This window comes from Haloarcula sp. CBA1115 (genome assembly GCF_000827835.1).
GTDB classification, from domain to species: Archaea; Halobacteriota; Halobacteria; order Halobacteriales; family Haloarculaceae; genus Haloarcula; species Haloarcula hispanica.
Genome location: NZ_CP010529.1, coordinates 2,272,675 through 2,296,208, shown reverse-complemented (window position 1 = coordinate 2,296,208; position 23,534 = coordinate 2,272,675). Strand labels below are relative to the sequence as shown.

General features: G+C 64.0%; 31 protein-coding genes. 20 read left to right on the top strand and 11 right to left on the bottom strand.

Annotated elements, in window-relative coordinates:
- Window positions 1-50: 50 nt before the first annotated feature.
- Window positions 51-323, bottom strand: a complete 273-nt coding sequence (locus SG26_RS11495; protein ID WP_004593652.1) for an HAH_0734 family protein — start codon at window positions 321-323, stop codon at window positions 51-53.
- Window positions 324-509: 186 nt separating this feature from the next.
- On the opposite strand from SG26_RS11495, the gene SG26_RS11490 reads away from it, so the two are divergent.
- From SG26_RS11490 to SG26_RS11460, 7 genes are all read left to right on the top strand, one after another.
- Window positions 510-773 carry a hypothetical protein gene (locus tag SG26_RS11490; protein WP_004963586.1) on the top strand — a complete coding sequence of 88 codons (264 nt, stop codon included), beginning with the start codon at window positions 510-512 and terminating at the stop codon, window positions 771-773.
- Window positions 774-911: 138 nt separating this feature from the next.
- Entirely contained in the window at window positions 912-1,190 is a 279-nt protein-coding gene (locus SG26_RS11485) for a 50S ribosomal protein L44e (protein ID WP_004593654.1), read from the top strand.
- 2 nt (window positions 1,191-1,192) lie between these two features.
- The gene (locus SG26_RS11480; protein ID WP_004518703.1) at window positions 1,193-1,366 is read left to right on the top strand and encodes a 30S ribosomal protein S27e; all 174 of its coding nucleotides are present in this window, start codon (window positions 1,193-1,195) and stop codon (window positions 1,364-1,366) included.
- Between the two features lies 1 nt (window position 1,367).
- Entirely contained in the window at window positions 1,368-2,168 is an 801-nt protein-coding gene (locus SG26_RS11475; RefSeq protein WP_014039678.1) for a translation initiation factor IF-2 subunit alpha, read from the top strand.
- Window positions 2,169-2,198: 30 nt separating this feature from the next.
- Complete coding sequence (locus SG26_RS11470) at window positions 2,199-2,381, top strand: RNA-protein complex protein Nop10 (protein WP_014039677.1); 183 nt, start codon at window positions 2,199-2,201, stop codon at window positions 2,379-2,381.
- A gap of 5 nt (window positions 2,382-2,386) precedes the next feature.
- Window positions 2,387-3,145, top strand: a complete 759-nt coding sequence (locus SG26_RS11465; RefSeq protein WP_050037626.1) for a proteasome assembly chaperone family protein — start codon at window positions 2,387-2,389, stop codon at window positions 3,143-3,145.
- Window positions 3,146-3,242: 97 nt separating this feature from the next.
- Window positions 3,243-3,866 (top strand): J domain-containing protein, encoded by a 624-nt coding sequence (locus SG26_RS11460; protein ID WP_014039675.1) that lies wholly within the window; start codon window positions 3,243-3,245, stop codon window positions 3,864-3,866.
- 18 nt (window positions 3,867-3,884) lie between these two features.
- Here SG26_RS11460 and SG26_RS11455 read toward each other — a convergent pair whose 3' ends face one another.
- Window positions 3,885-4,775 carry a universal stress protein gene (locus SG26_RS11455; RefSeq protein ID WP_014039674.1) on the bottom strand — a complete coding sequence of 297 codons (891 nt, stop codon included), beginning with the start codon at window positions 4,773-4,775 and terminating at the stop codon, window positions 3,885-3,887.
- Window positions 4,776-5,096: 321 nt separating this feature from the next.
- Between SG26_RS11455 and SG26_RS11450 the strand changes: the two genes are divergently transcribed.
- Complete coding sequence (locus SG26_RS11450; RefSeq protein ID WP_014039673.1) at window positions 5,097-5,516, top strand: universal stress protein; 420 nt, start codon at window positions 5,097-5,099, stop codon at window positions 5,514-5,516.
- A 95-nt stretch (window positions 5,517-5,611) separates the two neighbouring features.
- Here the strand turns inward: SG26_RS11450 and SG26_RS11445 are convergent, their stop codons facing one another.
- Together SG26_RS11445 and SG26_RS11440 are read right to left on the bottom strand one after the other, a co-directional pair.
- Complete coding sequence (locus SG26_RS11445; RefSeq protein WP_050037625.1) at window positions 5,612-6,625, bottom strand: alcohol dehydrogenase catalytic domain-containing protein; 1,014 nt, start codon at window positions 6,623-6,625, stop codon at window positions 5,612-5,614.
- 88 nt (window positions 6,626-6,713) lie between these two features.
- Window positions 6,714-7,886: a pyridoxal-phosphate dependent enzyme gene (locus SG26_RS11440; protein WP_050037624.1), complete on the bottom strand. Its 1,173-nt coding sequence runs from the start codon at window positions 7,884-7,886 to the stop codon at window positions 6,714-6,716.
- Between the two features lie 83 nt (window positions 7,887-7,969).
- On the opposite strand from SG26_RS11440, the gene SG26_RS11435 reads away from it, so the two are divergent.
- Complete coding sequence (locus tag SG26_RS11435; RefSeq protein WP_050037623.1) at window positions 7,970-9,223, top strand: NAD(P)/FAD-dependent oxidoreductase; 1,254 nt, start codon at window positions 7,970-7,972, stop codon at window positions 9,221-9,223.
- 38 nt (window positions 9,224-9,261) lie between these two features.
- On the opposite strand, the gene SG26_RS21630 is transcribed toward SG26_RS11435, so the two are convergent.
- Entirely contained in the window at window positions 9,262-9,417 is a 156-nt protein-coding gene (locus SG26_RS21630) for a hypothetical protein (RefSeq protein ID WP_008310556.1), read from the bottom strand.
- 37 nt (window positions 9,418-9,454) lie between these two features.
- On the bottom strand, window positions 9,455-10,135 hold the full coding sequence (locus SG26_RS11430) for a metallophosphoesterase (protein ID WP_050038277.1): 681 nt from the start codon (window positions 10,133-10,135) through the stop codon (window positions 9,455-9,457).
- A gap of 138 nt (window positions 10,136-10,273) precedes the next feature.
- On the opposite strand from SG26_RS11430, the gene SG26_RS11425 reads away from it, so the two are divergent.
- The 3 genes from SG26_RS11425 (at window position 10,274) to SG26_RS11420 (ending at window position 12,843) form a co-directional block, all read left to right on the top strand.
- Window positions 10,274-11,041: a MarR family transcriptional regulator gene (locus SG26_RS11425; RefSeq protein ID WP_050037622.1), complete on the top strand. Its 768-nt coding sequence runs from the start codon at window positions 10,274-10,276 to the stop codon at window positions 11,039-11,041.
- 46 nt (window positions 11,042-11,087) lie between these two features.
- Window positions 11,088-11,243, top strand: coding sequence for a hypothetical protein (locus tag SG26_RS21625; RefSeq protein WP_014039667.1), 156 nt, complete (start codon window positions 11,088-11,090; stop codon window positions 11,241-11,243).
- Window positions 11,244-11,679: 436 nt separating this feature from the next.
- Window positions 11,680-12,843: a thiolase family protein gene (locus SG26_RS11420; RefSeq protein ID WP_050037621.1), complete on the top strand. Its 1,164-nt coding sequence runs from the start codon at window positions 11,680-11,682 to the stop codon at window positions 12,841-12,843.
- A 288-nt stretch (window positions 12,844-13,131) separates the two neighbouring features.
- Here SG26_RS11420 and SG26_RS11415 read toward each other — a convergent pair whose 3' ends face one another.
- A complete protein-coding gene (locus SG26_RS11415; protein WP_228841588.1) occupies window positions 13,132-14,748 on the bottom strand; it encodes a S8 family serine peptidase in 1,617 nt (538 codons plus the stop codon).
- Between the two features lie 467 nt (window positions 14,749-15,215).
- Between SG26_RS11415 and SG26_RS11410 the strand changes: the two genes are divergently transcribed.
- The 5 genes from SG26_RS11410 (at window position 15,216) to SG26_RS11390 (ending at window position 18,666) form a co-directional block, all read left to right on the top strand.
- Complete coding sequence (locus SG26_RS11410; RefSeq protein ID WP_014039664.1) at window positions 15,216-16,337, top strand: pyridoxal phosphate-dependent aminotransferase; 1,122 nt, start codon at window positions 15,216-15,218, stop codon at window positions 16,335-16,337.
- Window positions 16,338-16,540: 203 nt separating this feature from the next.
- The gene (locus SG26_RS11405) at window positions 16,541-16,819 is read left to right on the top strand and encodes a winged helix-turn-helix domain-containing protein (protein WP_004593670.1); all 279 of its coding nucleotides are present in this window, start codon (window positions 16,541-16,543) and stop codon (window positions 16,817-16,819) included.
- 28 nt (window positions 16,820-16,847) lie between these two features.
- Window positions 16,848-17,144, top strand: a complete 297-nt coding sequence (locus SG26_RS11400) for a hypothetical protein (protein ID WP_008310576.1) — start codon at window positions 16,848-16,850, stop codon at window positions 17,142-17,144.
- A gap of 126 nt (window positions 17,145-17,270) precedes the next feature.
- Entirely contained in the window at window positions 17,271-17,504 is a 234-nt protein-coding gene (locus SG26_RS11395; RefSeq protein WP_008310578.1) for a DUF2249 domain-containing protein, read from the top strand.
- A gap of 1 nt (window position 17,505) precedes the next feature.
- Window positions 17,506-18,666: a hypothetical protein gene (locus SG26_RS11390; RefSeq protein WP_050037620.1), complete on the top strand. Its 1,161-nt coding sequence runs from the start codon at window positions 17,506-17,508 to the stop codon at window positions 18,664-18,666.
- Between the two features lie 18 nt (window positions 18,667-18,684).
- On the opposite strand, the gene SG26_RS11385 is transcribed toward SG26_RS11390, so the two are convergent.
- The 4 genes from SG26_RS11385 to SG26_RS11370 form a co-directional block, all read right to left on the bottom strand.
- Window positions 18,685-19,332, bottom strand: a complete 648-nt coding sequence (locus SG26_RS11385; RefSeq protein ID WP_023843143.1) for a helix-turn-helix domain-containing protein — start codon at window positions 19,330-19,332, stop codon at window positions 18,685-18,687.
- A gap of 65 nt (window positions 19,333-19,397) precedes the next feature.
- On the bottom strand, window positions 19,398-20,471 hold the full coding sequence (locus tag SG26_RS11380; protein WP_050037619.1) for a radical SAM/SPASM domain-containing protein: 1,074 nt from the start codon (window positions 20,469-20,471) through the stop codon (window positions 19,398-19,400).
- Entirely contained in the window at window positions 20,472-20,777 is a 306-nt protein-coding gene (locus SG26_RS11375) for a CGCGG family rSAM-modified RiPP protein (RefSeq protein ID WP_008310586.1), read from the bottom strand. It lies immediately after the preceding gene.
- Window positions 20,778-20,889: 112 nt separating this feature from the next.
- Window positions 20,890-21,303 carry an SRPBCC family protein gene (locus tag SG26_RS11370; RefSeq protein WP_174878656.1) on the bottom strand — a complete coding sequence of 138 codons (414 nt, stop codon included), beginning with the start codon at window positions 21,301-21,303 and terminating at the stop codon, window positions 20,890-20,892.
- Window positions 21,304-21,496: 193 nt separating this feature from the next.
- On the opposite strand from SG26_RS11370, the gene SG26_RS11365 reads away from it, so the two are divergent.
- The 3 genes from SG26_RS11365 (at window position 21,497) to SG26_RS11355 (ending at window position 23,533) form a co-directional block, all read left to right on the top strand.
- Window positions 21,497-22,132 carry a helix-turn-helix domain-containing protein gene (locus SG26_RS11365; RefSeq protein WP_008310589.1) on the top strand — a complete coding sequence of 212 codons (636 nt, stop codon included), beginning with the start codon at window positions 21,497-21,499 and terminating at the stop codon, window positions 22,130-22,132.
- Between the two features lie 47 nt (window positions 22,133-22,179).
- Complete coding sequence (locus SG26_RS11360) at window positions 22,180-22,743, top strand: NUDIX domain-containing protein (protein ID WP_008310591.1); 564 nt, start codon at window positions 22,180-22,182, stop codon at window positions 22,741-22,743.
- Window positions 22,744-22,834: 91 nt separating this feature from the next.
- Entirely contained in the window at window positions 22,835-23,533 is a 699-nt protein-coding gene (locus SG26_RS11355; protein WP_050037618.1) for an SDR family NAD(P)-dependent oxidoreductase, read from the top strand.
- The last annotated feature ends 1 nt before the right edge of the window (window position 23,534 follow it).

The following is a 23,534-nucleotide window of genomic DNA, read 5'->3' as shown; positions in this document are numbered from 1 at the left end:
CGGATTGCTGCGGGCGAACGGCAGTTACTCAGCGCGCAGTGTCGGGCCGATCAGGACTCGGCGTTCGGCGGCGCGCGCTCGCGGAGGACGGTGACGGCCTCGGCCTCGATGTCGTCTGTGTCCAGATGCATCGGGATGTACTCCTGGCGTTTGAACGTCTCTTCCTCGTCCTCCGAGCCGATGGTACACCAGAGCTGTGGTCGGTCCGGGCCATGCCAGTCGCCCTGCCGCGAAACTGAGAACACCTCGTACTCCTCGTCCTCGTACTCGATGCGGCCGCCCTTTCGCAGCCCCGGGTCGCCGTGGATAATGAGCTTCTTCATGCCCGTTCCTTTGCCAACAGCGTACTTAGTGACTTCGAAGCCGATTGCGACACAGCGCACTAGCCGACAGCGGGCGACAGGTGAACTACCTGTGACTAGAATGACCTTATACTCTTGCCGATAGTGTTTAGATGGTTAACATCCTGATAGCGGATATTTATATATCCGGAATAGCGACAGTCGTGTATGTTGAAACAACAGCAGCGGTCGTGCGAGCGGGCCTCGGTCGTCGTCAGCCCGATGGACGACGACGGACGGATGGAACTCCGGGACGTCGAAGCCGACGAGACTTACGAGGTTGTGGACTACATCGACAGCGAACTGGCGACGAAGCTCCGGTCGCTCTCTGCTGGCGAAGCGGTGAATCTCGAACTGCTCTCGGGTTCGGAATCAGGTGTGTTCGGGGCAGTCCGAATCGAATCTAGTGGACCGTCAGCCCGGTTCCAGTAGCCGGAGCAGTGGCGGAACGCGGACGGGCTGAATATGGCGGTTAGTCGGTGACAGGGACGGTACTGTGGGGCACACAGCAGGTGCGAACCAAACGGGTTTTAAGCGGCCACGTCAAATCGCTCGGTAAGGCCGATATCTATGCAGATGCCACGACGCTTCAACACGTACTGTCCGCACTGTAACGAGCACCAGGAACACGAGGTCGAAAAAGTCCGTAGCGGCCGTCAGACCGGCATGAAGTGGATCGACCGCCAGCGCGAGCGCAACTCCGGTATCGGGAACGACGGGAAGTTCTCGAAGGTCCCGGGTGGCGACAAGCCCACCAAGAAGACGGACCTCAAGTACCGCTGTGGCGAGTGTGGGAAGGCCCACCTCCGCGAAGGATGGCGCGCCGGCCGACTGGAGTTCCAGGAGTAACGATGGCAGGAAGCTTCATCACCGTCGAATGCCCCGACTGCGAGAACGAACAGACCCTCTTCGAGAAGGCCGCGAGCGAAGTTTCGTGCGCCGTCTGTGGCCACACTATCGCCCGCCCGACGGGCGGCAAGGCCGACATCGAAGGCGAAGTGACCGCCGTTGTCGAGGCCCGATAGGATGAAATACAGCGGCTGGCCCGAACCGGGCGAACTCGTCGTCGGCAAGATCGACGAGATCGAGGACTTCGGCGTGTTCGTCGACCTCGACGAGTACGAGGGCAAGCGCGGCCTCTGTCACATCTCCGAGGTCGCCAGCGGATGGATCAAGAACGTCCGCGACCACGTCAACGAAGGGCAGACAGTCGTTGCCAAGGTGCTTGACGTCGACGAGAGCGCCCAGCAGATCGACCTCTCGATCAAGGACGTCAACGACCACCAGCGAAAAGAGAAGATTCAGGAGTGGAAAAACGAGCAGAAGGCCGACAACTGGATGGAACTGGCCTTCGGCGAGGACTTAGACGACGAGACCTACGCCGCCATCGCCAACGAGCTGCTGGCGGAGTTCGGCTCGATGTACGACGGGTTCGAGTCGGCGGCGATCCACGGCAACGACGCCCTCGAAGACGTCGACCTCTCCGAGGAGGAGATCGACGCTATCGTCCAGACGGCCCGGAACAACGTCTCCGTGCCGTACGTGCAGGTCACCGGCTACGTCGACCTGTCCTGTCCCGAAAGCGACGGCGTCGACGTCATCAAGGAAGCGCTCCAGGCCGCGGAGGGCAACGGTGAGGTCCCCAACGAGATCGAACTCGAAGTGACCTACGTCGGCTCACCCGAGTACCGCATTCAGGTACAAGCGCCCGACTACAAGACCGCCGAGGACGCGCTCGAAGAGAGTGCGGACCGCGCCGCGAAGGTCGTCGAGCAACACGGTGGTTCGGGGCAGTTCCACCGCGAGCGCAGCGAAGACGACGAGTAAGTCGATCGTCGCTCCAGTGATTCACCACCGATGAAATCGGACATCCGCGTCTGTGCCGCCTGGGAATCCGAACACGACCGGCCGGTGTACACGCTGGACGACACCTGTCCGGAGTGCGGGCTCGAGGCGGTCAACAGTGCACCCGCGCCGTTCTCGCCCGAAGACAGCTACGGCGAGTATCGACGTTCTCTTAAGCGCCGCAGCCGCGAATAAGCCGTATGGACGAATTCGACATCGAGCGCGTAGCGGACCCCGACCTCGACGAGCCGGTACTGGTCGAGGGGTTGCCCGGCGTCGGCCACGTCGGCAAACTCGCCGCAGAACACCTGCTGGAGGAGCTCGAAAGCGAGCTCGTCCGCCGCGTCTACTCGACGCATTTCCCACCGCAGGTCAGCATCGATGACGGCCAGGCACAACTCGCCTGCGCCGAGTTCCACGCTGTCACGCCAGAGGAGGGCCAGGACCTGCTCGTGCTCTCCGGGGACCACCAGGCGCAGGACAACCAGGGCCACTACGGCCTGACCGACACGTTCCTCGACATCGCCGACGAGTTCGGCGTCCAGCGGGTGTTCGCCCTCGGCGGCGTCCCGACCGGTGAACTCATCAAGGAGTACGACGTACTCGGCGCGACGACGACCGAAGACTTCAAGGAAACGCTGGAGGACGCTGGCGTGGCCTTCCGCGAGGACGAACCAGCGGGCGGTATCGTCGGCGTCTCCGGCCTGCTGCTGGGCCTGAGCAAGCGCCGCGACGTGCCGGCCAGTTGTCTCATGGGCGAAACGTCGGGCTACCTGGTCGATCCCAAGAGCGCGCAGGCCGTCCTCGAAATCCTTCAGGACGTCATCGGGTTCGAGGTCGACTACAGTTCGCTTGAGGACCGCGCCGACGAGATGGAGGAGGTCGTCCGGAAAATTCAGGAGATGGAACAGCAGAACTCCCCGTCGCCCGCCGACGAGGACCTCAGGTATATCGGCTGAGCCAGATTGCCGTTCCCGTGGCTCGGTATTGGTGACCTCGGAGTCGTTGCTACCGGAGAGCGGGAATTTCTTTACCACTGGAGCCTAACGGAGGGGCGTGCAGACAGAACCGGGCGTCCTACCGGAGTGGCTGCTCCTCGGGCTCGTCCTCGGTGTCGCCGGAACCCTCGTCGTCGCCGGGCTGTTCGTCCTCGCCAACCGCGTGTTTCCGGCCGAGCGGCCGAACCGGCAGGCGACCGACGGCGGAGAGATGCGACGCCGGGCGGAGCTGCGGGAGTACCTCACCGCCATCGACGAGCAGTTCGCCGAGAACCACTTCGTCGAGGGGCAACACGTCGCCTTCTACCTGCCGAAACGGGACGTGGCGATCACGTTCGACGCCCGGGCGTACTACCGCATCGAACGGTCGCCGACTGTTCCCGTACTGGTCGAACACGAGATGCCCGGCGTCTACCTCGGCGCGCGCCTGCCCTTCGAGACGCCCGAAGTCAACCTCGGTCCGGACCCTGAGGAGGAACCACACCCGACAGTGCAGGCGTTCAGCGAACTGGGCCTGACCCAGAGCGCGTCGCTGGACGACGTGAAATCGGCCTACCGCGAGCGCGTCAAGGAGGTCCACCCGGACCACGGTGGCAACGAGGACGAGTTCAAGCGTGTCCGGGAAGCGTACACCACTGCAAAACAGCACGCGTCTGGTGCGTCGAGACAGCGCGCATCGTAGGGAGAGACTGAACACCTGTCACTGCATCGGGACACAACAGACCGGTACAGCCGCATTACGGACAACCGTCTCAGTGACGCTTCCGGTCAGATATCGCGTGAGGCCGGATCGACCGTGTGTTCCCATCGCGATGAGGTCGATATCGTGTTCCTCGCTGTAGGAGAGGATAGCGCGTGCAGCCGGGCCGCTTGCGATATTACCCGCGACACTGACGCCTGCATCTCTGGCACGCTCATGGACCGTCTCGAGTGCCTCCTGGCCGGTCTGCTCAAGCGCGTCGTGAATCTCGGCTGCCCCCTCAACGCCGCCGAAGCGACTCGTATCGACGGAATACATCGTGTGTATCGTTGCGTCAAACACCTCAGCTAGCGTGATTCCCCACTCGATCGCGAGTTCTGCGCCCTCGCTGCCGTCAGTCGGGAGCAGAACGTTGTCGTACCGCTGGTCGCCGATTTCGACGATGTCCCCGTCCGGCGTTACCGTGACAATCGGGACATCTGCGGTCCGGAGCGTCTTTTCTGCGACACTCCCGAGGACAACCCGTTCGAACCCTGTCCGCCCCTGTGTCCCCATAACGATGAGATCAATATCGTGGGTATCGACGTAGTCGTTGATCACTTGAAACGGGATGCCCGACTCGACAGCGGTCGTGATGTGCCCAGAGAGATGTGCCCGGGCGAGTCTGGCGATGGAATCCACCGCTCGTTCTGCCTCCGCTTCGAGGAGACGCTCCCGGTCAGTCTGCCCGTCAGAATTCAGATCCGGTTCGATGTCACGGGAGTCAACCGCTGACAGTACGTGGAGGTCGGCACCGATTGTGGCAGCGAGATCGATACCTCGCCGGGCACCGATCCGTGCGCCGTCACTGCCGTCGGTCGGCACGAGAATCGAGTCGATCGTTCGGCTCATGGACACAGTTTGACAGGCTATTGATTTAACACTACGTTCGATTCTCACCACGAAGTAGCGTCGTCCATTCGAGAATCATCTTATGCCGCGTACGCGTGCTGCATCTCGCACACCTCGTTCAACCGACACAGTACCCGACAAAAGCCGTAGCGAGATAGAAGATCACCACAGTAGTAATACGTCGCTTATCCTGATACTGTCGGCTGTACATCTGTGAAGAATTTCGCCACCTCAGGGTGGCGAATATCTTGAAATAGTTACAGCCAACAGTATGAGACAAGCGCACCACCGTTTTATCAGCCACCTGATCGTAGTCGGGATATGATCTCACAGATTCTCGTTCCGATGGACGACTCGGAGATGGCCCAGCGGGCGCTCGAGTACGCCCTTGAGAACCACCCTGGGGCGGAGATTACTGTCTTACACGTCGTGGGCGGACCGTCACCGTTGGGGGGAGCGGCCACGGCACTGGCTCTTTCGGACGACATCGAAGCGGCCGCGGAGGAGCGTTCGGAGGCGGTATTCGACGACGCTCGGGAGATCGCTGCCGAGTACGATGTCGAAATCACCACCGAGGTACAACTGGGACATCCGGCTCGGGCGATTCTGAATAGAGCCGACGATTTCGATGCGGTCGTACTCGGAAGTCACGGCGGCGCGTTGGCCGATCGACTGGTCGTCGGGAACGTCGCCCAGAAAGTGTTCCGTAACTCACCCGTTCCAGTCATCGTCGCTCGGTGATCGGCGGAGACTGAGAGATGAACTGACGGCCACACATTTGCCCCGTTTCCACCGGAATCGGTCCGGAGAAACACCGTCCCGGGTCGCTGGGGTGACTACGGCGTCACGACGAGCTTCCCGACGCCATCGCGGTCCTGCATCGCCGCAAACGCCGTACCGGTCTCTTCGAGCGGGTACGTTGCATCAATTTCCGGGGTGAGGTCGCCGTCGGCGACGAGGCCGACGAGTCGCTCCAGGTCGCCCTGGGTCCCCATCGTACTCCCGATGATACGTTTGTGGCCGAGGAACAGGTCGGGAATATCGATCTCGGATGTGCCACCGGCCGTCCGTCCACACACGGCCATGCTGCCGCCACGTTGGAGAACGTCAAGACCGAGCTGCGTGTACTCGCCACCGAGGTGATTGAGCACGCCGTCGACGGTTCCGATGTCGGTGACCGCCGCTCGAATCTCGTCCGGGTCGGTGCTCTCGATGGCGTAGTCCAGGCCGAGCGATTCGACACGTTCCAGTTTCGCCTGTGAGGACGAGGTCCCGACGCTGTGAGCACCGAGAACGGACGCGAGTTGCACGCCTGCGACGCCGACACCGCCGGTGACGCCCGGGATGAACACCAGGTCCCCCGGACCGGCCTCAATCCGGCGGAGCATATGGAAGGCCGTCATGTAGGCTGTCGGGAGGGCAGCCGCGTCGACCGTCTCCACGCCGTCGGGGAGCCTGACGAGGCGGTCGGCCTGCACGCGGGCCGCCTCGGCGAGGCCACCGTGGTACAGCGAGAAGTTCTCACAGAGGTTCTCCGGCCCCTCACGGCAGTAGCGACACGTCCCGCAGGTCTCGTTCGGGCAGAGCACCACACGGTCTCCGGGTTCGACAGCCGTAACGCCCTCGCCCACGGCGTCGACGGTTCCGGCGACATCGAGGCCGCTGACGAACGGCAGGTCATCCGTGTCGACCATCGCTGAATCCCCTTCGAGAACCCAGAGGTCGTGGCGGTTGATCGCACACGCCTCGACAGAGACCACCGCCTCGCCACGTCCGGGTTCGGGGGTCGGTTGGTTCACAATCGAGACGCCGTCCGGGCCAGTGAGTTCGCTGAACGCTGCGGTGCGCATCGGGTCTGGGTAGTGCCACGACGGGCTAAACAACACCGAAGTATGCGGTGGTGTGCCACGACGGCCAGCGTTCCGGCCGACCGCGCCCTCAGATACCCTGGCTCATGAGGTGACTGCGCAGCAGGTCCGCCTCCTTGCTTCCGGCGACGGGGTTCACGAGGACGACGACGTCGTCATCGTCGAAAGCTCCCTCGTCAGCCAACGCTCTCGCGCCGGCGATTGCCGTCCCCCCGGTCGCGCCGGTCTCCGGTCCCATCTCACAGCCGTCGACGGCACCGGCCAGGATGTCCTTGTCCGAGACGGCGACGCCGTCGCCGCCCGAGCGGTCGAGCGAGTCCAGCGCCGCTGCGCCGGCGGCGGGGTCGGGCACCTCCAGCGGGCCGACGATAGTGTCGGGGTGCTCGATGGTGGCCGGTTCGCTCGCCCCCTCGCGTGCGGCGTCGGCGATGGCGGCCGTCGAGTCCGGCTGTGCGGCGTAGGTTCGTGGCACTGAGTCCGTGAGCCCGCTGTCGGCCGCTGCCCGGAAGCCGCGTTCGAGGCCGACGAGCGTCTCGCCGTGGCTGGTGGGGTGGACCACGGCGTCGGGGACCGTCCAGTCGAGGTCGTCGGCCGTCTCGAACGCGACGGATTTGGCTCCCTCGATTCGAAAGGGATGGCCGGGCGCGACCGGGATCAAGCCGTCGGCCGCCTCGGCTCGTTCCTCTTCGAAGGCCGAGACGGCGTCGTCGTACCGGCCCTCGACGACGCGCATGTCGCCGCCGTGAACGTTCACCATCGCCTTGTTGAGGAACGGACACCGCGAGGGGACAAACCCCTTCGATTCGATGCCCGCGCGGGCCGCGTAGGCGGCGTTGGCCTGTGCGCCGTTACCGGTCGATGGCGTCGTGACGCGCTCGGCCCCGCGCTGCGCTGCGGCAGTGACTGAGAGCGAGAGCTTGCGGTCGCCCAATGAGGCCGTCGGATTGCGCCCCTCGTCTTTGACGTACACCGAGTCGACGCCGAGTTCCTCTGCCAGATCCGGAACCGGGACCAGCGGCGTCGCCCCCTCGCCGAGCGTCACGGTCGCGTCTTGCGGGAACGGCCGCAGCGGCTCGTAGCGGCCGGGTCCGGTCGTGTCTGGCAGGTCCGCAGGCGTCAGGTCCGGAACGCCGTAGTCGCCGACGAGAACGCCGCCGCAGTCGGGACAGCGGTCGCTCGTGCTGTCGGTTTCCTCGCCACACGCCGTGCAGATAAGGCCGCGAAACGCCGCAGTCGTCTCCATGGTTCTCTCTGTGGACGGGACAACCAAGTGTGGTCCGGTCCCGCTTCAGCACGCTCTTGTCCCGGGCGGCCGAACTGGGAGGTATGACAGATGTCGTCGTCGCTGGGGGCGGGCTCGCCGGACTGGTCGCCGCCCGGCACCTGGCCGAGTCGGGCCGAGACGTGACAGTCTTCGAGCAGCGCTCGGACGTGGGCGGTCGCGTCCGGACGGCCCACGAAGACGGCTACACGTTCGACCGCGGGTTTCAGGTCATGTTCACCGCCTACCCCGCGGCGAAGCGCGAACTCGACATCGAGGCGCTGTCGCCGCGGACGTTCACGCCGGGGGCGACAATCGCCAGCCCGAACCACCGTTCGGTGCTGTCGGACCCGCTCCGCAATCCCTCGGCAGCACCACAGACACTACTCAACACGGACGTTCGCACGGCCGACAAACTCCGGCTGTTCCGGCTGCAGCGCGAACTGGCCAACGTCAAGCCCGTCGAACTGCTCTCCCGTGACGGGCGGACCATCCGGGAGTACCTCGCCGACTACGGCTTCTCACAGCGGTTCGTCGAGCGGTTCGCCGCGCCGTTCTACGGTGGCATCACGCTCGACCGCTCGCTCGGAACCGACAGCAGCATCTTCGAGTACACCTACAAGATGCTGAGCGAGGGCGAGATATTCGTCCCCGCCGACGGGATGCAGGCGATGCCGCGACAGCTCGCCAACCGCGCTCGCTCGGCGGGCGCGACCATCGAAACCGACGCGGCCGTGACGGACCTGGAAACCCACGAAGACGAGGTCACTGCCGAAGTGGGCAACGAGACGGTGTCAGCCGAGAGCGCCGTCGTCGCGACGGACCCGCAGACCGCGGCGGAGTTGACGGACATCGACACGATTCCGACCGAGCCCGTCGGCTGTGTCACGCAGTACTTCGCGCTCCCGACGAATCGCGCGCCGACGACCGGGAAGCGTATCATCCTCAACGCGGCGGACGACCGGCCGAACACCGTCGCGCCGCTGTCGGCGGTCGCCAGCGAGTACGCCCCCGCCGGCATGGAATTATACAGTGCCACGTTCCTCGGGACGCCCGAAGCGGGCGACGAAGAGCTGGCCGCCGAAGTGGGGGACGCGCTTCGGTCGTGGTATCCGAACGCGAGCTTCGAGGCGCTGGAACTGCTCCGGACCGACCGCGTCCCGTTCGCGCAGTTCGCCCAGCCGCCGGGGTATCGCGACTCCCTGCCGGACCCGACAGCACCGAAGGGGAACGCCGTGCTGGCCGGCGATTACACACGCTGGTCGTCGATACAGGCCGCGCTGGAAAGCGGCAAGGTCGCCGCTGATTTGCTGCGATAACAGGACTACCGATACGGCTTTCGAAGAGAGACGGCGGTCTATGCGGCTGGACCGCCGCTATTCGTGTTTCCCTCGTGGTCGTGCCCCTCCCCCTCGAGGACTTCCGAGACGTACTTTATCGTCGCGAAGTACAGCAGCAGTAGCGAGAGCAGCGTAATCGCGATGAGACCGAGCGCGATTTCTGTCTGAACCATGTTCCAGCGTCCACCGTCGTGGGCCAAATACTTACCGTTATAGCATGCGGCGGAACTCACCCAGCGGCGGGAACGACAGGGTCTCGCGCCCGCTCTCGTCCCAGACCACCGGTTCCAGTCGGTCGGCATCGGTGACGAGTGGAGACTGGAAATCGCCGGCGCGCATTTCGTTGACCTCGACACCGGCGTTCAGCCTGTTGAACGACGGGAGCATCACCACGTCGCTACCGCGGAACTGGCCGCTCCCGACGAGATAGCAGGGCCGGCGCTGGCCCTCGATGGAGATGGTCGGGTGGTCGTGCCCGACGACGTAGCGCTCTGCGTCGACTTCGGGTGCCTCGTGACCGTGACAGACCACGGTATCGCCGACCAAGTACTCCGTCTCGGTCAGGCCGTCCCACACGCTGTCGAGCATCGTGTCGTGGTTGCCCGGCGTCACGACCAACCGCGCGCCGACTCCCTGACAGGCGCTTTTGAGCCCCGCCACGGTGCTCTCGACCGACCGGGGGACGGTCTGGAACGAGTGGAGCAGATCGCCGGCGACGACGACCTCGTCGGGGTCGTGGCGCTCGACGAGCGACTGGAACCGCTGGACCATGTCCGAACCGGACCCGACCGGCAGTTCGAGATTCCCGCCAGTACCCCGGCCGACGTGGAGATCCGCGACGACGAGCGTCTCCCCGAGCAGGAGCGCCCGGTCGTCGTAGCTGGCTGTCATCGCCGTCCAGTCGGCGCTGGTGACGGTTATATTGTCGGTCATGGCGACGGGCCCCATCGCAGGCGGCCAGACCGTGGCCGAATGTCTCGGCCTGACAGTGTCGGTGGTATTTTTACCTGCGACTCCCGTGACTCCTGTATGGTCGACGTCCTGGAGAACAAGCGGGCCGCGACGCGGTTTCGGGTCCTCGTGGAGATCGCCGAGCGCCAGCCCGCAGTGAGTCAGGGCGAAATCGCCGAGGCCGTCGGCGTGACGAGCCAGGCCGTCAGCGAGTACATCCGTGAACTCGTCGACGACGGCTTAGTCGAGAAGGAAGGGCGGTCGCGCTACCGCGTCACGAAGGAGGGCGTCGACTGGGTGTTCCAGTCCGCGACCGACGTGCGCCGGTTCGCCGACCACGTCACCGACGACGTGCTCGGTAGCGTGCAGGAGGACGCCGCCATCGCCACGGCGGACCTGGCGGAAGGCGAGACGGTGACGCTCTCGCTGTCGGACGGCCTGTTACACGCCCATCCCGGCGGTGGCGACGCGACGGGCGTGACCACGACCAGCGCCGCGGAAGGCGAGGTCGTCGGCGTCACGGGCTTCGAGGGCGTCATCGACCTCAACCCCGGCCACGTCAGCGTGATACAGGTCCCGCCGGTCCGGTCGGGGCCGGTCGAGAACGTCGACGACATCGCCGCGGCCTGTGCGGACGCCCCCATCGTCACCGCCGCGGGTGTCGAGGCCGTCGTCGCGCTCCGCGATGCCGACATCGAACCGACGACGCACTTCGCGGCGGGCGAGGTGGCCGCCGACGCCGCATCTCGGGGACTCGATGCCGTCGTCGTCGCGACACAGGACACCGTCGGTCGTGTGACCGACGCCCTCCGCGACGCGAGCGTCGACTACGATGTGACGCAGTAACCAGCAAGTAGCGGGACTTTTCCGGTCGGCTACCGTCGGGACAGCCATGAGCGACCACGAGATGCACGACGCCGTCGAAGCGTTCCTGAACGAGGCCGACGACGCCTACGGCGAGTACGAGCAAGGCTACACCGACGCTGATGCGACGCTCCGGCGACTGGAGACGGCTATCGAGGAACTGCGGACGGCAACCGAGGATTGACCTCCTCCCACGCCTGAAGGCGCGGGATTCCCGCGGCACCGCACCGCTAGGTTGGGAGTTTCAGGTTTGTAGCCAGGTCGGCATGACCGGACTCCTGGCGGGGCCAAGCCGCCGTTACTCCTATCCCCGGTATGGGGATTCAGAGTTACCGTGTGTCGGAATCCACAGCCAGCGGCCCGAAAGGGATTCTTTTGGACGTAGCGTGGCCCGAATCCCGATATTATCCGTTTATCTGGGCGGCTGATCCGCCTCGGTGTGGTCATGCATACGGTGTCACCGGTTATAAAACTCCGGCTGAGTGAGGCTACAGGCGAAGCTGCCGGGTTGTCGGCTTCATCCACACCCCTGAAGGGGTGGGCTTTCGCCTTGCTCCCGCTGTAAGACGCCGTCCATCGTCGGGCGAACAGTATTGTAGGCTCAGGTTCATGTAGGCCGTATGACGGATGTGGTTCTGGTAGACGGCGCACGCACCGCACACGGTGAACTGCTGGGAGGGCTCGCAGAGCGAAGCGCGATAGAGCTCGGTACTACAGCCGTCGAGGGACTGCTCGACCGAACCGGCGTCGACGAAGACAGTGTCGACTGGGTCGGCCTCGGAAACGCGGTACAGGCGGGCGTCGGCCAGGTGCCGGCCCGACAGGTCGTCGTCGAGTCACCGCTTCCAGACAGCGTCGCCGCGACGACGCTGAACGAGGCCTCGGGGTCGGGACTGCGGGCGATTATGACCGCCGCCGACCGCATCGAGGCCGGTCGGGCATCGGTGTGTCTCGCCGGCGGCATGGAGTCGATGTCGAACGCGCCGTATCTCGTACCGGACATGCGCGGCGGCCGCCGACACGGGAACAGCGAACTTGTCGACGCGATGATCTGGGACTCGCTGTGGGACAAGCACTACGACGCCCACATGGGCACGTTGACGGAGGAACTCGCCGCCGAGCACGACATCAGCCGCGAGGCCCAGGACGAGTACGCTCGGCGGAGCAACCACCGGGCCGGCGAGGCCATCCAGTCCGGGAAGTTCACCGAGGAACTCGTTCCGGTGGAAACGGCTGACGGCCTCGTGACGGAGGACGAGGGACCGCGGCCGGACACGACGGTAGACCAGCTGGCGGCGCTCCCACCGGCGTTTGCAGACGGCGGTACGATCACCGCCGGCAACGCTTCGAAACTCTCCGATGGGGCGGGAGCGGTGGTGCTGGCCGACGCCGAGACGGTAGAGCGCGAGGGGCTGGGACCGATGGCTCACGTCGAGGACTACGCCGTCGCCTACCGCGACCCGTCGGAGTTCTCCATCGCGGTTCGGGACGTCGTCGCTAAACTGCTTGAGCGCAACGACCTCTCCGTCGCCGACGTGGACCACTTCGAACTCAACGAGGCCTTCGCCGCGCAGATGGTGTACGTCGCCGACGAACTCGACATCCCCGCCGAGAAGCACAACCCCCTCGGCGGCGCGGTGGCGCTCGGGCATCCTATCGGAGCCAGCGGCGGTATCCTCACGACCACGATGCTGTACGCGATGGAGCGAGCGGATCATCACCGCGGTATCGTGGGGATGAGCGTCGGTGGCGGTGGCGCAATTGCGATGTCTGTGGTTCGCTAATGAACCGCCGCCATCGAAGCGAGTGAGCGTTGGTGGCGGTGGCGCAATTGCGATGTCCGTGGTCCGCTAATGAACCGCCGCCATCGAAGCGAGTGAGCGTTGGTGGCGGTGGCGCAATTGCGATGTCCGTGGTCCGGTAGGCCCCGCCAGCGGCGAGGCGAGTGAGCGTCGGCGGTGGCGGCGCAATTGCGATGTCAAAGCCAGCGTGAAATCCCGCTGAACTGAAAGTGGAAGAGCGAGAGGAGCGCTACGTACGGGACCAGTCGAAACGAGAGAACAGCAATTAGATTACGAGCCCGTTTTTCCGATTTCCTCCAGTGTGAGTGTGTAGTCTCCGCTTCCGCTGTAGACATACACGAGTATGCCGATCTCGCTGACCTGTGAGAAGTCGTCGATGATTATCTGTTCGCTACTGTCCTGCGTATAGGACGCGCGGTCGTAGTCGTTCGGAGTGGGCGTGCGACCGTCGAAGGAGACATAGAGGTCGAAGTCGGCGTCAGATGGGCCATCGAGGCTGAGGATCAGCTGCATGGGCGACTCCGTCTTGAGGGAGTACGTCTGCTTGTCATAATCGAGCATCCCATCGAGTGACCCGGACAACTCTTCGGTGAGACGGTCCTTCGATTCATCGGTGACGGAGACGCTGACTGACGTGGTCGCCTCGGCACCGTCGTTGTCAGTCACAGTGACGGTGACGGTGTAGTCGCCGGTACTGGTGTACGTGTGGCTGACCTCCGTCGCGTCCGCACCCTCGATTGGTTCAGAGCCGTCGCCGAACTCCCAGCGGTAGTTCGTTATCGAGCCGTCGGGATCACGGGAGCCGCTGGCATCGAATATGATCTCTTTATTCACAGTGACAGTTCGTGAATCGTCGTTGAGCGTCACGATCGGCGGTTCGTTTTCGGTTCCGCCACCGGCGGTTACGAAGTTGTATGCATCCGCGAGGCCGAAACCGACGAACTGGCCGTCTGCGTCCAGAGGCTGGGCGGTGTCGAGAAGGTTCTGTCGGGTCTGGCTGACGGACCAATCATGTTTGTCGAGACCGAGCGCAGCGACGCCGGCGACAGCAGGACTCGCCATCGACGTCCCGGGGAACTGCGCGTAGTCTCCCCCCGGAACGGATGAGAGTATGTCATTGCCCGGTGCCGCAATGTCGACCTTCTCGCCGTAGTTCGAGAACTCGGTCGGACTCTTGTTGCTATCGACGGCACCAACGGCGACACATTCTTCGTAGGCCGCTGGGTACGACACGTCCTGCTGGCTTGGTGGATCACTGTCCTTATGATTCCCGGCTGCACAGATGAGGAGAACACCCTGATCCCACGCGTTTGAGACCGCGTTTTTCATTGTCTGGTTGTAGCCGCCGCCACCGAGAGACATATTGATAATGTCCGCCCCCTGCTCAGTCGCCCACTGGACGGCGTTAGCGATATCGGCGGTTCGGCCCCCGTTCGGTCCGAGTGCACGGCAACTCAGGAGCCGAGAGTTACTGACACCTGCGATACCGGTTTCGTCGTTCGTTTCGCCGGCAGCGATACCGGAGACGTGTGTCCCATGCTGAGCGGATTGCGGGGCGGGATCGTCGTCGTTGTCGACGAAGTCCCGTCCTTTCTGGCTCCCGAACTGCCCGTCGAGGTCGGGATGGGTGTAATCTGTACCGGTGTCTATGACGGCGATGGTGACGTCTTCGCTTCCGAACGTAATGTCCCATGCTTTCGGGGCATTGACCAGTTGTGGCGCGTACTGGCTGTCGAACTTCGGATCGTTCGGAACCGTGGCGATCGGCTCGCGAACGTGGTTGAATTCCGTATATTTGACCCCGTCAATTCCTTCGACTGTCGGAAGGATTTCGCCTTTGAATTTCTGCGGGACTGCTGAGCGAAGATACGAAAGTGACTCGTTCACGTCGATAATATCGAGCTGTTCGAGGTCAGACCGTTCTTTTATTTTGTTATGAACATCTGAAGCGTTCCTGTCATTTGTCACACCGATCAGATACTCTTCTGTATCAGATTCCTGTGATGCGGTGGCTTCTCCACCAAAAGCTGCGACGGTTACAGCGGAGCCGAGTGCCTTGATAACTGATCTTCTGGACGGTTTCGGTAGGGTATGTCGGGACATCCGACTCCCAATAAATATGGGTGGGTTATAAAATTAATATATAATTCCTCATGCAGCCCGGTGTCTAATAAACAAAATTATATATGCTACTTTATAAATACGCGTTTATCTTGTTTTCTTATATATAAAGGTATAGTTATGAACGTTGCAATAGTTTATACCGGTCGGCAATAGCGACAGAACAGACGGACGCCGCTAATGCTACCGCAGCACAAGGAAGAATTATCGGGCCGGCCGCCCCCAAACAGAATATGACTGGATTCTCCCGGCGGGTAGAGCAGGTATCGATCTCTGGCATCCGCGAAGTGTTCGAGGCGGCGGGCGAGGACGCCATCAACCTCGGCCTCGGCCAGCCGGACTTCCCGACGCCGGAGCACGCCCGACAGGCGGCCGTCGAGGCAATTCAGGCAGGGGAAGTCGACGCCTACACGTCGAACAAGGGAACCGAGGAACTCCGGGAAGCAATCGCCGCCAAGCACAAGCGGGACAACGACCTCGACGTCGACCCCGGGGACATCATCGCCACCTCGGGCGGGAGCGAGGCGCTGCACATTGCGCTGGAGGCCCACGTCGACGAGGGGCAGGAGGTCATCTTCCCGGACCCGGGGTTCGTCTCCTACGACGCGCTGACCCATCTGGCCGGGGGGACGCCGCGACCGGTCCCGCTGCGTGAGGACCTCACGATGGCCCCCGAAACCGTCGAGGAGGCCATCACCGACGACACGGCAGCGTTCGTCGTCAATTCCCCGGCGAACCCGACTGGAGCGGTGCAGTCACCCGAAGACATGCGGGCGTTCGCCCGCATTGCCGACGAGCACGACGTGCTGTGTATTTCCGACGAAGTGTACGAACACCAGGTGTTCGAGGGCGAGCACCGCTCGCCGGCGGAGTTCAGCGACACGGGCAACGTCGTCGTCGTCAACGCCTGCTCGAAGGCCTACTCGATGACGGGCTGGCGGCTCGGCTGGGTCACCGGCGCGACCGACCGCATCGAGCGGATGCTGCGCGTCCACCAGTACGCGCAGGCCTGTGCGTCGGCTCCGGCCCAGTACGCCGCCGAGGCAGCACTGAGCGGGCCGCAAGACCAGGTTTCGGAGATGCGCGACGCCTTCCAGGAGCGCCGGGACGTGCTGCTGGACGGCCTCGACGAGATGGGACTCGACTGTCCGACGCCCAAGGGCGCGTTCTACGCGATGCCGAAGGTCCCCGACGGCTGGGTGGACGAGGTCATCGACCGCGGCGTCGTAGTCGTTCCCGGCGACGCCTTCGGCGAGCACGGCGCGGGCTACGCCCGAATCTCCTACGCGACGGACATGGAGACGCTGAAGGAGGCCATCGACATCATGGCCGACGCGACGGCGGCGGTTCGCTGAGTGGCCAGCAGTCAGCAGCCGACGCGGACAGTCGCCCCGAAATTGGAACAGTCTCGGAAGAGAGTGCGAAGAAACGCTTTATTTGCCGCCTGTCTTGGCTCTCGTATCCCATCGTGGCATATGCATCCGAGTCCAGCGCGCTGTTCGACGGGGAGAGACAGGACTATACGACGGGCAGACGCAGGTCCCGGGAGGACAGTGGGATGGAGAAAGCGCTCTGGTATCTGCTGACGGCGACGCGCGGCGGCGCCAACCGGGCGCGTATCATCGACGCCCTCTCGGACCGACCGATGAACGCCAACGAACTCGCCGACGAACTCGACGTGGGCTACAAGACGATCAGGCATCACATGGAACAGCTTGAGGACCACGACGTAGTCGAGTCCGGCGACGAGGAGTACGCCAAACTCTACTTCCTGACCGACCGGTTCGACAACTACCGCGATACCTTCGAGGAAATCGTGGAGAAGATGGACGAATGACGGGGACAGATATAGAGAGGTGTCGCTGATGGCGATGGGACCGCTCATCACTGCCGCGGCAGCGCTCGCGGGACTCAACGTCCTATTGCTGCTCCCGCTGCTTGGCGTCTGGGTCCGCAACTACGCGACGTTCCGGACGGGACTCGTCGCCGGTCTCATCGCTTTCGCCGTCGCGATGCTCGCCGAGAACGCCATCGCGGTCTACTTCTTCTTCTCGATGCAGAGCTTCTACGCCGGCGATCCACACGTCCAGCAGGCCGTGCTGGTCCTGCGCTCGCTGCAGTTCGTCGCGATTGCTGGACTGAGCTACACCACGCTGCGGTAGCGCGATACCGGGAGTCCCGCAGTGGTGTTGGCGATTCGTTCGGGCTCGGACCACGAGTACTGTACCGCCACGAAGACGAACACGTTCGGGACAAGCGCCTGACTGGCAGGGACCGTCGTCGAACGTATGAGCACAGATCACCAGGAGTCGGTACAGGAACTCGACGTTCGGGACGTCGACGGAGAACCGTTCGAACAGATCATGAACGCCCTCGATTCCGTCGGCGAGAGCGAGGCGCTCCGGCTGGTGAACAGTTTCGAACCGGTGCCGCTGTACGACGTTCTCACGAGAAAGGGATACCAGTACGACACGGAACAGGTCGCCGACGAGGAGTGGCACGTCACGATCCGGCCGGAGTGAGATGCGTCCCGAGCGCGTCTCGCGGTGGTTCGTCACCGCCAGCGCGCTGTTTTTCGTCGGCCTCCACGCCGCGATGGCGGTCGCCGCGCCCCGCCGCGTCGTCGTCACGCTCGGCCTGTACGGGTTCGTCCTGCACGTCCTGTTCGGAAAGGCCTACGCGCTCGTACCGTCGTACTTCAACCGAGACCTCGCGTGGGATCGGGGGCCGGCCGTGCAGTTCCCGCTGTCCGTCCTCGGTACAGCAGGGCTAGCGCTCGCGCCGTTCGGTCCACCGTGGCTCCAGCCCGTCGGAACCACGCTCTGGGCAGGCGGCGTCGCGGTGTTTCTCGGGACGGTGGGGTGGACGATTCGCGGCAACGTCACCGGCGCGGCGACTGGGACCGGCGGTCCAAACGCCCATCGGGAGCCGGTCGACCGAACCGCCAACGTCGCGGTCCCGATAGCGCTCGGCTACCTCGCACTCGCAGCCGGTGGCGCGCTCGCTACCACTGCCGGCTTCGAGTCGATGCTCCCCCAGCAACTGTCGCACTTGCTCGCTGCGGGGACGGCCGCGCTGTTCGTCTTCGGTGTCGGCTTCCGCCTGTTTCCCCGGTTTCTGGTCGCTGAAGCGCCGCGACCGGTCGTTACGGTTGTCATCGTTGCCGGCGCTGTCGGTCCCGCGCTGCTGGGCTTCGGACTGTTCGACCGTCGACTCCTCCTCATCGGTGGCATCATGGAAGCAACCGCAGTCGTGGGCTTTGCGCTGTCGTATATCGGGCTCTTCCTGCGGTCGGAGCGCCGTCGCGTCGGGTTCTACGTGGTGCTGGTGGCGGTCGTGGCCGGAGTCGTCGGTATCGGACTCGGACTGACTATCGCCGCAACCGGTCGGAGCCCGGCGCTGGTCAGCGCACACTATCGGGCGATGCTGGCGGGCTTTCTCGGACTCACCGTGGTCGGGGCGGCATTCCAGTTCTACCCACCGGCGGTCGGCGTCTGGCCCTACGCGAACGACCGGACAGCGCTGGTGACGATTGGACTGCTCGGTGGTGGGCTCGGCGTTCAGCTACTCGGTCTTATCGGTCGGTTCGGCTGGATAATATCGGTCGGCACAGCGGCTGGAGCTCTCGGTGCACTTCTCTATACGTATCTCCTGTTAGCGGCGTTCGCCCGTCGATGGCAGTAGTAGCGACGCGCTGTGGGCCTACTCCGCGATGATACTGTCGAGCAGTTTCGTCTGGGCGGCTGCGAGGTGTTCAGCGAACGTCGAGACGGAGATATCCAGTTCCGACGCCACGTCACCGGCGTTGGCCCCTTTCGGATACTCGAAGTACCCCATCTCGACGGCGGTTTCGAGTACCTCCTGTTGCCGGTCGGTGAGTTTACTTCGGTCGACGAGGATCGAGTCCACCGGGTCAACGTCGCCGTTCCGCCGCATCGACCGGAGCGAGACGCCGTCGTACAGTTCTTTCAGCCGTGTCACGATAGCGCGCACCCGGTCGACATCGGGAGCGTGGAAGGTCAGGTGGAGCTGTCCGCCCTCGGCGCGGATATCAGCGACCGGACAGTCGTATGTTTCGACCGCCTCGCAGACGCACTCAGTTCGCGACCGTGAGAACTGGTAGCGGGAACCGTTGCCCGTCGCGAACACCTTGTCCATGTCCTCCCGGGCCTCGATTGCCCCTTCGTCAGTGCCCGTCGCGGTGAACTCTTCGATGACTTGCCCGTCTTCATCTGGGCTGCTTCGGGCGACGTCGGTCACGGCCGCGCCCGCCTCGTCCGAGACGCTCGCCACCGGACAGGCCCCAGGGGTGTCGACCGACAGCTCCACTCTAATGCCGGAGTCGCTCATATGAGTTACTGTGACACCACATTACAAAACGGGCGAGGCGCGTTCCCACGGAGTGAAAAACCCCCTCAATCTGCTGGGTGCTGATCGGGAACCGACCCCTCGAACCCATCCGGCTGATAATCACAGAGGGGGTCCGCCGCCAGCGGGTCCCCCGTCGTCGCGTACGCTCGCGACCGACTGCCGCCACAGACTGTTCGGTACCGGCAGGCCCCGCACTTGCCTGTCAGCGCGTCGTCGTCCCTGAGCTGCTGGAACAGCGGTGAGTCCCGGTAAATGTCCACGACGCTTTCCTCTCGAATGCTGCCCGCCGATTTCGGAAGGAACCCGGAGGGGAACACCTCGCCGGTGTGGCTCACGAAGGCGAACCCCTTGCCAGCACGAATACCCATCCGGCGTTTGAGCCCGCTGGCTCCCTCGTCCTGCTTCTGCATCGCGACGCGCCGGTAGTGGGGCGCTTCGGTCGTCTTGAGGCCGAACGGTGCCTCGTCGCTGACCTCGTGGAGCCACGACAGTACGCGTTCGGCCCGCTCGGGGGCAATCGGCGTCAGGACCCGCCCGCGACCGACCGGGACGAGGAAGAACACCGACCACAGCACCGCATCGAGGTCCGCGACGAGGTCCCGGATCGCCGGCAGTTGCTCGACCGTCTCAGCACAGACGGTGGTGTTTATCTGCAGCGGGATGTCGAGGTCACGGGCCGCCTTGGCGGCCGCCATCGTCGCCTCAAAGCTCCCGGACTCACCCCGGAACGTGTCGTGATATTCGCTGTCGCCGCCGTCGATGGACAGGGCCAGCCGCCGGAGTCCGGCGTCGTCGAGTTCGGCCAGTCGGTCCCGCGTGATCGAGTTCGTCCCGCTTGGGGTCAGCGTCATCCGGAGGCCCTGCTCGGTCCCGTAGTCGATGAGTTCCGGGAGGTCCTCGCGGGCGAGCGGGTCCCCGCCCGAGAGGACGACCAGCTGGCCGTCGCCGAAGTCGCGGGCCTGGTCCAGCAGTGCCTTCCCCTCCGCCGTCGATAGCTCGTCGGGGTGGCGGCGCGGCTGGGCGTCGGCCCGGCAGTGTTTACACGCCAGTTCACAGGCCTGCGTCACCTCCCAGATCAGCACGAGCGGCTGCTCGTCGAGGTCGAGTTTCCCCCGCATCTATGCCTCCCGATGGACGCGGGTGACGTGGCCCCCACAGCCACACTGCTGGACGTACTCCACTGAAATGGTCTCGCCGAACGCCTCCGCCAGCGCATCGAACAGGTAGGTTTCCGGGTGGCCGTGGTCGGCGTGGCTCACCAGATTGACGTGGTTCCCAGCCGTCGTCATCTCGACGGCGTCGATGGCCTGTTCGACGACAACATCGGGGTCTTCGGCGTGTGCGGGCGTCTCCAGGTTCGCCGACCAAGAGTTGTCGTGAACCTCGGTTGTAACCGGAGGCACGTCCTCGTGGGAATGGCTCATATGTACCGGTTGACGGCGGGCGTCCCTCGGTCCTATCCCGAAGATGTTCGGGTTATTATACACAACGGATTGCAGAGAGGAATTCGTCTGAGCGACTTTATCACACGTATTGCTACGACACCCGTTCGACCAGCCAGTCGAACTGCTTGTTCAGTTCCTTCTTGCGCTGTCGTGAGATAACGGTCGAATCGATCATCTCGCCGAGCACCGGGAGGTCGAGCGCGCTGTACTCCGTCGTCGCCGTGACTTCAGTCCCGCCGTCGACGGCCTCGACCGTGTACTCCGTCATCATTGACTCGAAGATGCCCTGCCGTTGCTCGTACCGCAGCACTGCGTCAGTTTCGACGATTTCGAGGTCCAGTTCGATTTCGAAGAGTCCGACACGGTTCGTGATGCCGAGGTCGTCCCCGTCGAGTGTCACCTCGTCGAACCCTGCCGCAAGCATAAACGGCTCCACGTCAGTTATCAGGTCGGTGACTGTCTCTGGGTCGGCTGGGACCGTCCGAGTCAGCGAGACGCGTTCCATACCGGACGGCCAGCGGCCGGCGGAATAAGCGTTCGCCATACCCGGAGATGTTCGGCTCAATGGTTTTGCGCGACCTGATCTCGTGGTGATAGTGTGTGACACCACTCCCCAAGTTTCTTATCCCCATCACGACTATGCGAACATGTTCGGGATTACGGACGCGGGGGTCGGGCGAATATATTCGGATACACCAATGCCACACGCTGAACTCACGCTCACGATTCCGGATGAGATCTGGATCGGCGACATCTCGCGAGCGTACGACGACGCGACGTTTCGCATCCTGTCTGCGCTCCCCGGCGAGGACTCCGGTGTCGGGCTCGCGGAGATCACATCGGACGACCTCCCAGCGGTTCTCCGTGATATCGAGAACCGGGAATCGGTCACGACCCTTGAGATACTTTCACACCGGGACGACAGCGCGCTGATTCAGTTCGAGACGTCGATGCCGCTCCTGCTCTTCCCAGTCCAGGGCTCGGGCGTCCCGCTTGAGATGCCGTTTACCCTGTCCAACGGCGAGGCCGTCTGGGAGATATCAGCGCCACAGGAGCGGCTCTCCGAACTCGGCGAGCAACTGGAGGAGTTCGGCATCTCCTTCAGCGTCGACCGCATCCAGCAACACCTCGAAACCGAGCAGGTGCTCACCGAGAGCCAACTGGAACTGGTACAGGAGGCCATCGACGCGGGCTATTACGACACGCCGCGGGAGTGCTCGCTAACGGAACTGGCGGACCGCGTCGGTATCGCGAAGTCGACCTGCAGTGAAACCCTCCACCGCGCGGAGGAGCAGATCCTGAAACAGTTCGTCTCGGACCTCCCCGCGCGGTGAGGGGAAGTCGAAGCGCGTAATACGCGCCTCTGTGAGAGGTACGACATATGAGTTCCGACGCGGTCGACGAGACGCACGAAAACGCCCGACAGGAGGTCATCGCGGTGGACGCCGACGACAACGAGGAGGGGCTGGTCAATCGGCTCGACGCCCACACCGGCGAGGGGGTTCGCCACCGCGCGTTCACTGCCCTGCTGTTCGACGAGAACGATCGGATTCTGCTCGCCCAGCGCGCGGCGAACAAACGCCTCTGGGACACCCACTGGGACGGCACCGTCGCCTCCCACCCAGTTGAGGGCCAGACACAGGTCGAAGCTACCGAGGAACGACTCGAGGAGGAACTGGGCATTGACCCCTCGCAGTACCAGAACCTCCGCGTGACCGACCGGTTCGAGTACAAGCGCTACTACGAGAACGCCGGCCTCGAATGGGAAGTGTGTGCGGTGCTGCAGGCCACGCTCCACGACACCTCGCTGGAACCGAACCCCGAAGAGGTCGACGGCCTCATGTGGGTCCCCTACGAGCGACTGCGTGAACATCCCGAGTACTACCGCCAGCTCCGCCTCTGTCCCTGGTTCGAGATCGCGATGCGCCGGGACGAGGAACGGTAACGCCGACGGTCAGCATCAGCGCGGGCGGCAGGCATCGCAGTGACGCCGCCCCGACCCGTTTCCTTTTCGGCCCGGCCACCCAACCCCGGGTATGGACGTTCCGCTGTACGACTCTCTCGACGGTCAGGTCGTACTCGTCACCGGAGCCACGCGGGGCATCGGGAAGGCAATCGCCGACGGGCTGGTCGACCTCGACGCAACGGTGTATGCCGGCGCTCGCGATACCGGCGACATCGCGGCCACGGACCGCCAGGCCATCGAACTCGACGTGACCGACGACGACGGGATGGTCGCCGCGGTCGACCGCATCGAGCGTGAGCAGGGACGGCTCGACGTGCTGGTCAACAACGCCGGCGTGATGGACTCACGGGAGCCGCTCGACGAGATGCCGACAGATGTTATCGACCACACCCTCGACACGAACCTCCGGGGGGCGGTCCTCATGACGAAGTACGCCCTCCCGCTGTTGCTGGCCGAGGAGGGCGGCCGTGTCGTCACCATGGCCTCCGGGCTGGGAGCCATCACCGAGAGCCAGTCGGGCGGCACGCCGGCCTACCGCATCTCGAAGACGGGCGTCAACGGACTGACGAAGTACCTCGACGGCGAGTACGCGGCCGACGGCCTCATCGCCAACTCGGTGTGCCCGGGCTACGTCCAGACGGACATGACCGAGGGGAGCGCTCCACGGACGCCCGAAAAGGGGGCTGAGACGCCAGTCTGGCTCGCTCGCTTCCGACCCGATGCACCGAGCGGGCGGTTCTGGCGCGATAGGGCCGAAATCGAGTGGTAGG

Coding starts and splice junctions, on each gene's coding strand:
- SG26_RS11405 (WP_004593670.1), top strand. CDS start 16,541: ATGGAGAAAGCGCTCTGGTATCTGCTGACGGCGACGCGCGGCGGCGCC.
- SG26_RS11430 (WP_050038277.1), bottom strand. CDS start 10,135: ATGACAGCCAGCTACGACGACCGGGCGCTCCTGCTCGGGGAGACGCTC.
- SG26_RS11390 (WP_050037620.1), top strand. CDS start 17,506: ATGCGTCCCGAGCGCGTCTCGCGGTGGTTCGTCACCGCCAGCGCGCTG.
- SG26_RS11485 (WP_004593654.1), top strand. CDS start 912: ATGCAGATGCCACGACGCTTCAACACGTACTGTCCGCACTGTAACGAG.
- SG26_RS11395 (WP_008310578.1), top strand. CDS start 17,271: ATGAGCACAGATCACCAGGAGTCGGTACAGGAACTCGACGTTCGGGAC.
- SG26_RS11420 (WP_050037621.1), top strand. CDS start 11,680: ATGACGGATGTGGTTCTGGTAGACGGCGCACGCACCGCACACGGTGAA.
- SG26_RS11495 (WP_004593652.1), bottom strand. CDS start 323: ATGAAGAAGCTCATTATCCACGGCGACCCGGGGCTGCGAAAGGGCGGC.
- SG26_RS11490 (WP_004963586.1), top strand. CDS start 510: ATGTTGAAACAACAGCAGCGGTCGTGCGAGCGGGCCTCGGTCGTCGTC.
- SG26_RS11355 (WP_050037618.1), top strand. CDS start 22,835: ATGGACGTTCCGCTGTACGACTCTCTCGACGGTCAGGTCGTACTCGTC.
- SG26_RS11400 (WP_008310576.1), top strand. CDS start 16,848: ATGGCGATGGGACCGCTCATCACTGCCGCGGCAGCGCTCGCGGGACTC.
- SG26_RS11425 (WP_050037622.1), top strand. CDS start 10,274: ATGGTCGACGTCCTGGAGAACAAGCGGGCCGCGACGCGGTTTCGGGTC.
- SG26_RS11450 (WP_014039673.1), top strand. CDS start 5,097: ATGATCTCACAGATTCTCGTTCCGATGGACGACTCGGAGATGGCCCAG.
- SG26_RS11465 (WP_050037626.1), top strand. CDS start 2,387: ATGGACGAATTCGACATCGAGCGCGTAGCGGACCCCGACCTCGACGAG.
- SG26_RS11365 (WP_008310589.1), top strand. CDS start 21,497: ATGCCACACGCTGAACTCACGCTCACGATTCCGGATGAGATCTGGATC.
- SG26_RS21630 (WP_008310556.1), bottom strand. CDS start 9,417: ATGGTTCAGACAGAAATCGCGCTCGGTCTCATCGCGATTACGCTGCTC.
- SG26_RS11480 (WP_004518703.1), top strand. CDS start 1,193: ATGGCAGGAAGCTTCATCACCGTCGAATGCCCCGACTGCGAGAACGAA.
- SG26_RS11475 (WP_014039678.1), top strand. CDS start 1,368: ATGAAATACAGCGGCTGGCCCGAACCGGGCGAACTCGTCGTCGGCAAG.
- SG26_RS11440 (WP_050037624.1), bottom strand. CDS start 7,886: ATGGAGACGACTGCGGCGTTTCGCGGCCTTATCTGCACGGCGTGTGGC.
- SG26_RS11435 (WP_050037623.1), top strand. CDS start 7,970: ATGACAGATGTCGTCGTCGCTGGGGGCGGGCTCGCCGGACTGGTCGCC.
- SG26_RS11470 (WP_014039677.1), top strand. CDS start 2,199: ATGAAATCGGACATCCGCGTCTGTGCCGCCTGGGAATCCGAACACGAC.
- SG26_RS11410 (WP_014039664.1), top strand. CDS start 15,216: ATGACTGGATTCTCCCGGCGGGTAGAGCAGGTATCGATCTCTGGCATC.
- SG26_RS11455 (WP_014039674.1), bottom strand. CDS start 4,775: ATGAGCCGAACGATCGACTCGATTCTCGTGCCGACCGACGGCAGTGAC.
- SG26_RS11370 (WP_174878656.1), bottom strand. CDS start 21,303: ATGGAACGCGTCTCGCTGACTCGGACGGTCCCAGCCGACCCAGAGACA.
- SG26_RS11445 (WP_050037625.1), bottom strand. CDS start 6,625: ATGCGCACCGCAGCGTTCAGCGAACTCACTGGCCCGGACGGCGTCTCG.
- SG26_RS11380 (WP_050037619.1), bottom strand. CDS start 20,471: ATGCGGGGGAAACTCGACCTCGACGAGCAGCCGCTCGTGCTGATCTGG.
- SG26_RS11360 (WP_008310591.1), top strand. CDS start 22,180: ATGAGTTCCGACGCGGTCGACGAGACGCACGAAAACGCCCGACAGGAG.
- SG26_RS21625 (WP_014039667.1), top strand. CDS start 11,088: ATGAGCGACCACGAGATGCACGACGCCGTCGAAGCGTTCCTGAACGAG.
- SG26_RS11375 (WP_008310586.1), bottom strand. CDS start 20,777: ATGAGCCATTCCCACGAGGACGTGCCTCCGGTTACAACCGAGGTTCAC.
- SG26_RS11385 (WP_023843143.1), bottom strand. CDS start 19,332: ATGAGCGACTCCGGCATTAGAGTGGAGCTGTCGGTCGACACCCCTGGG.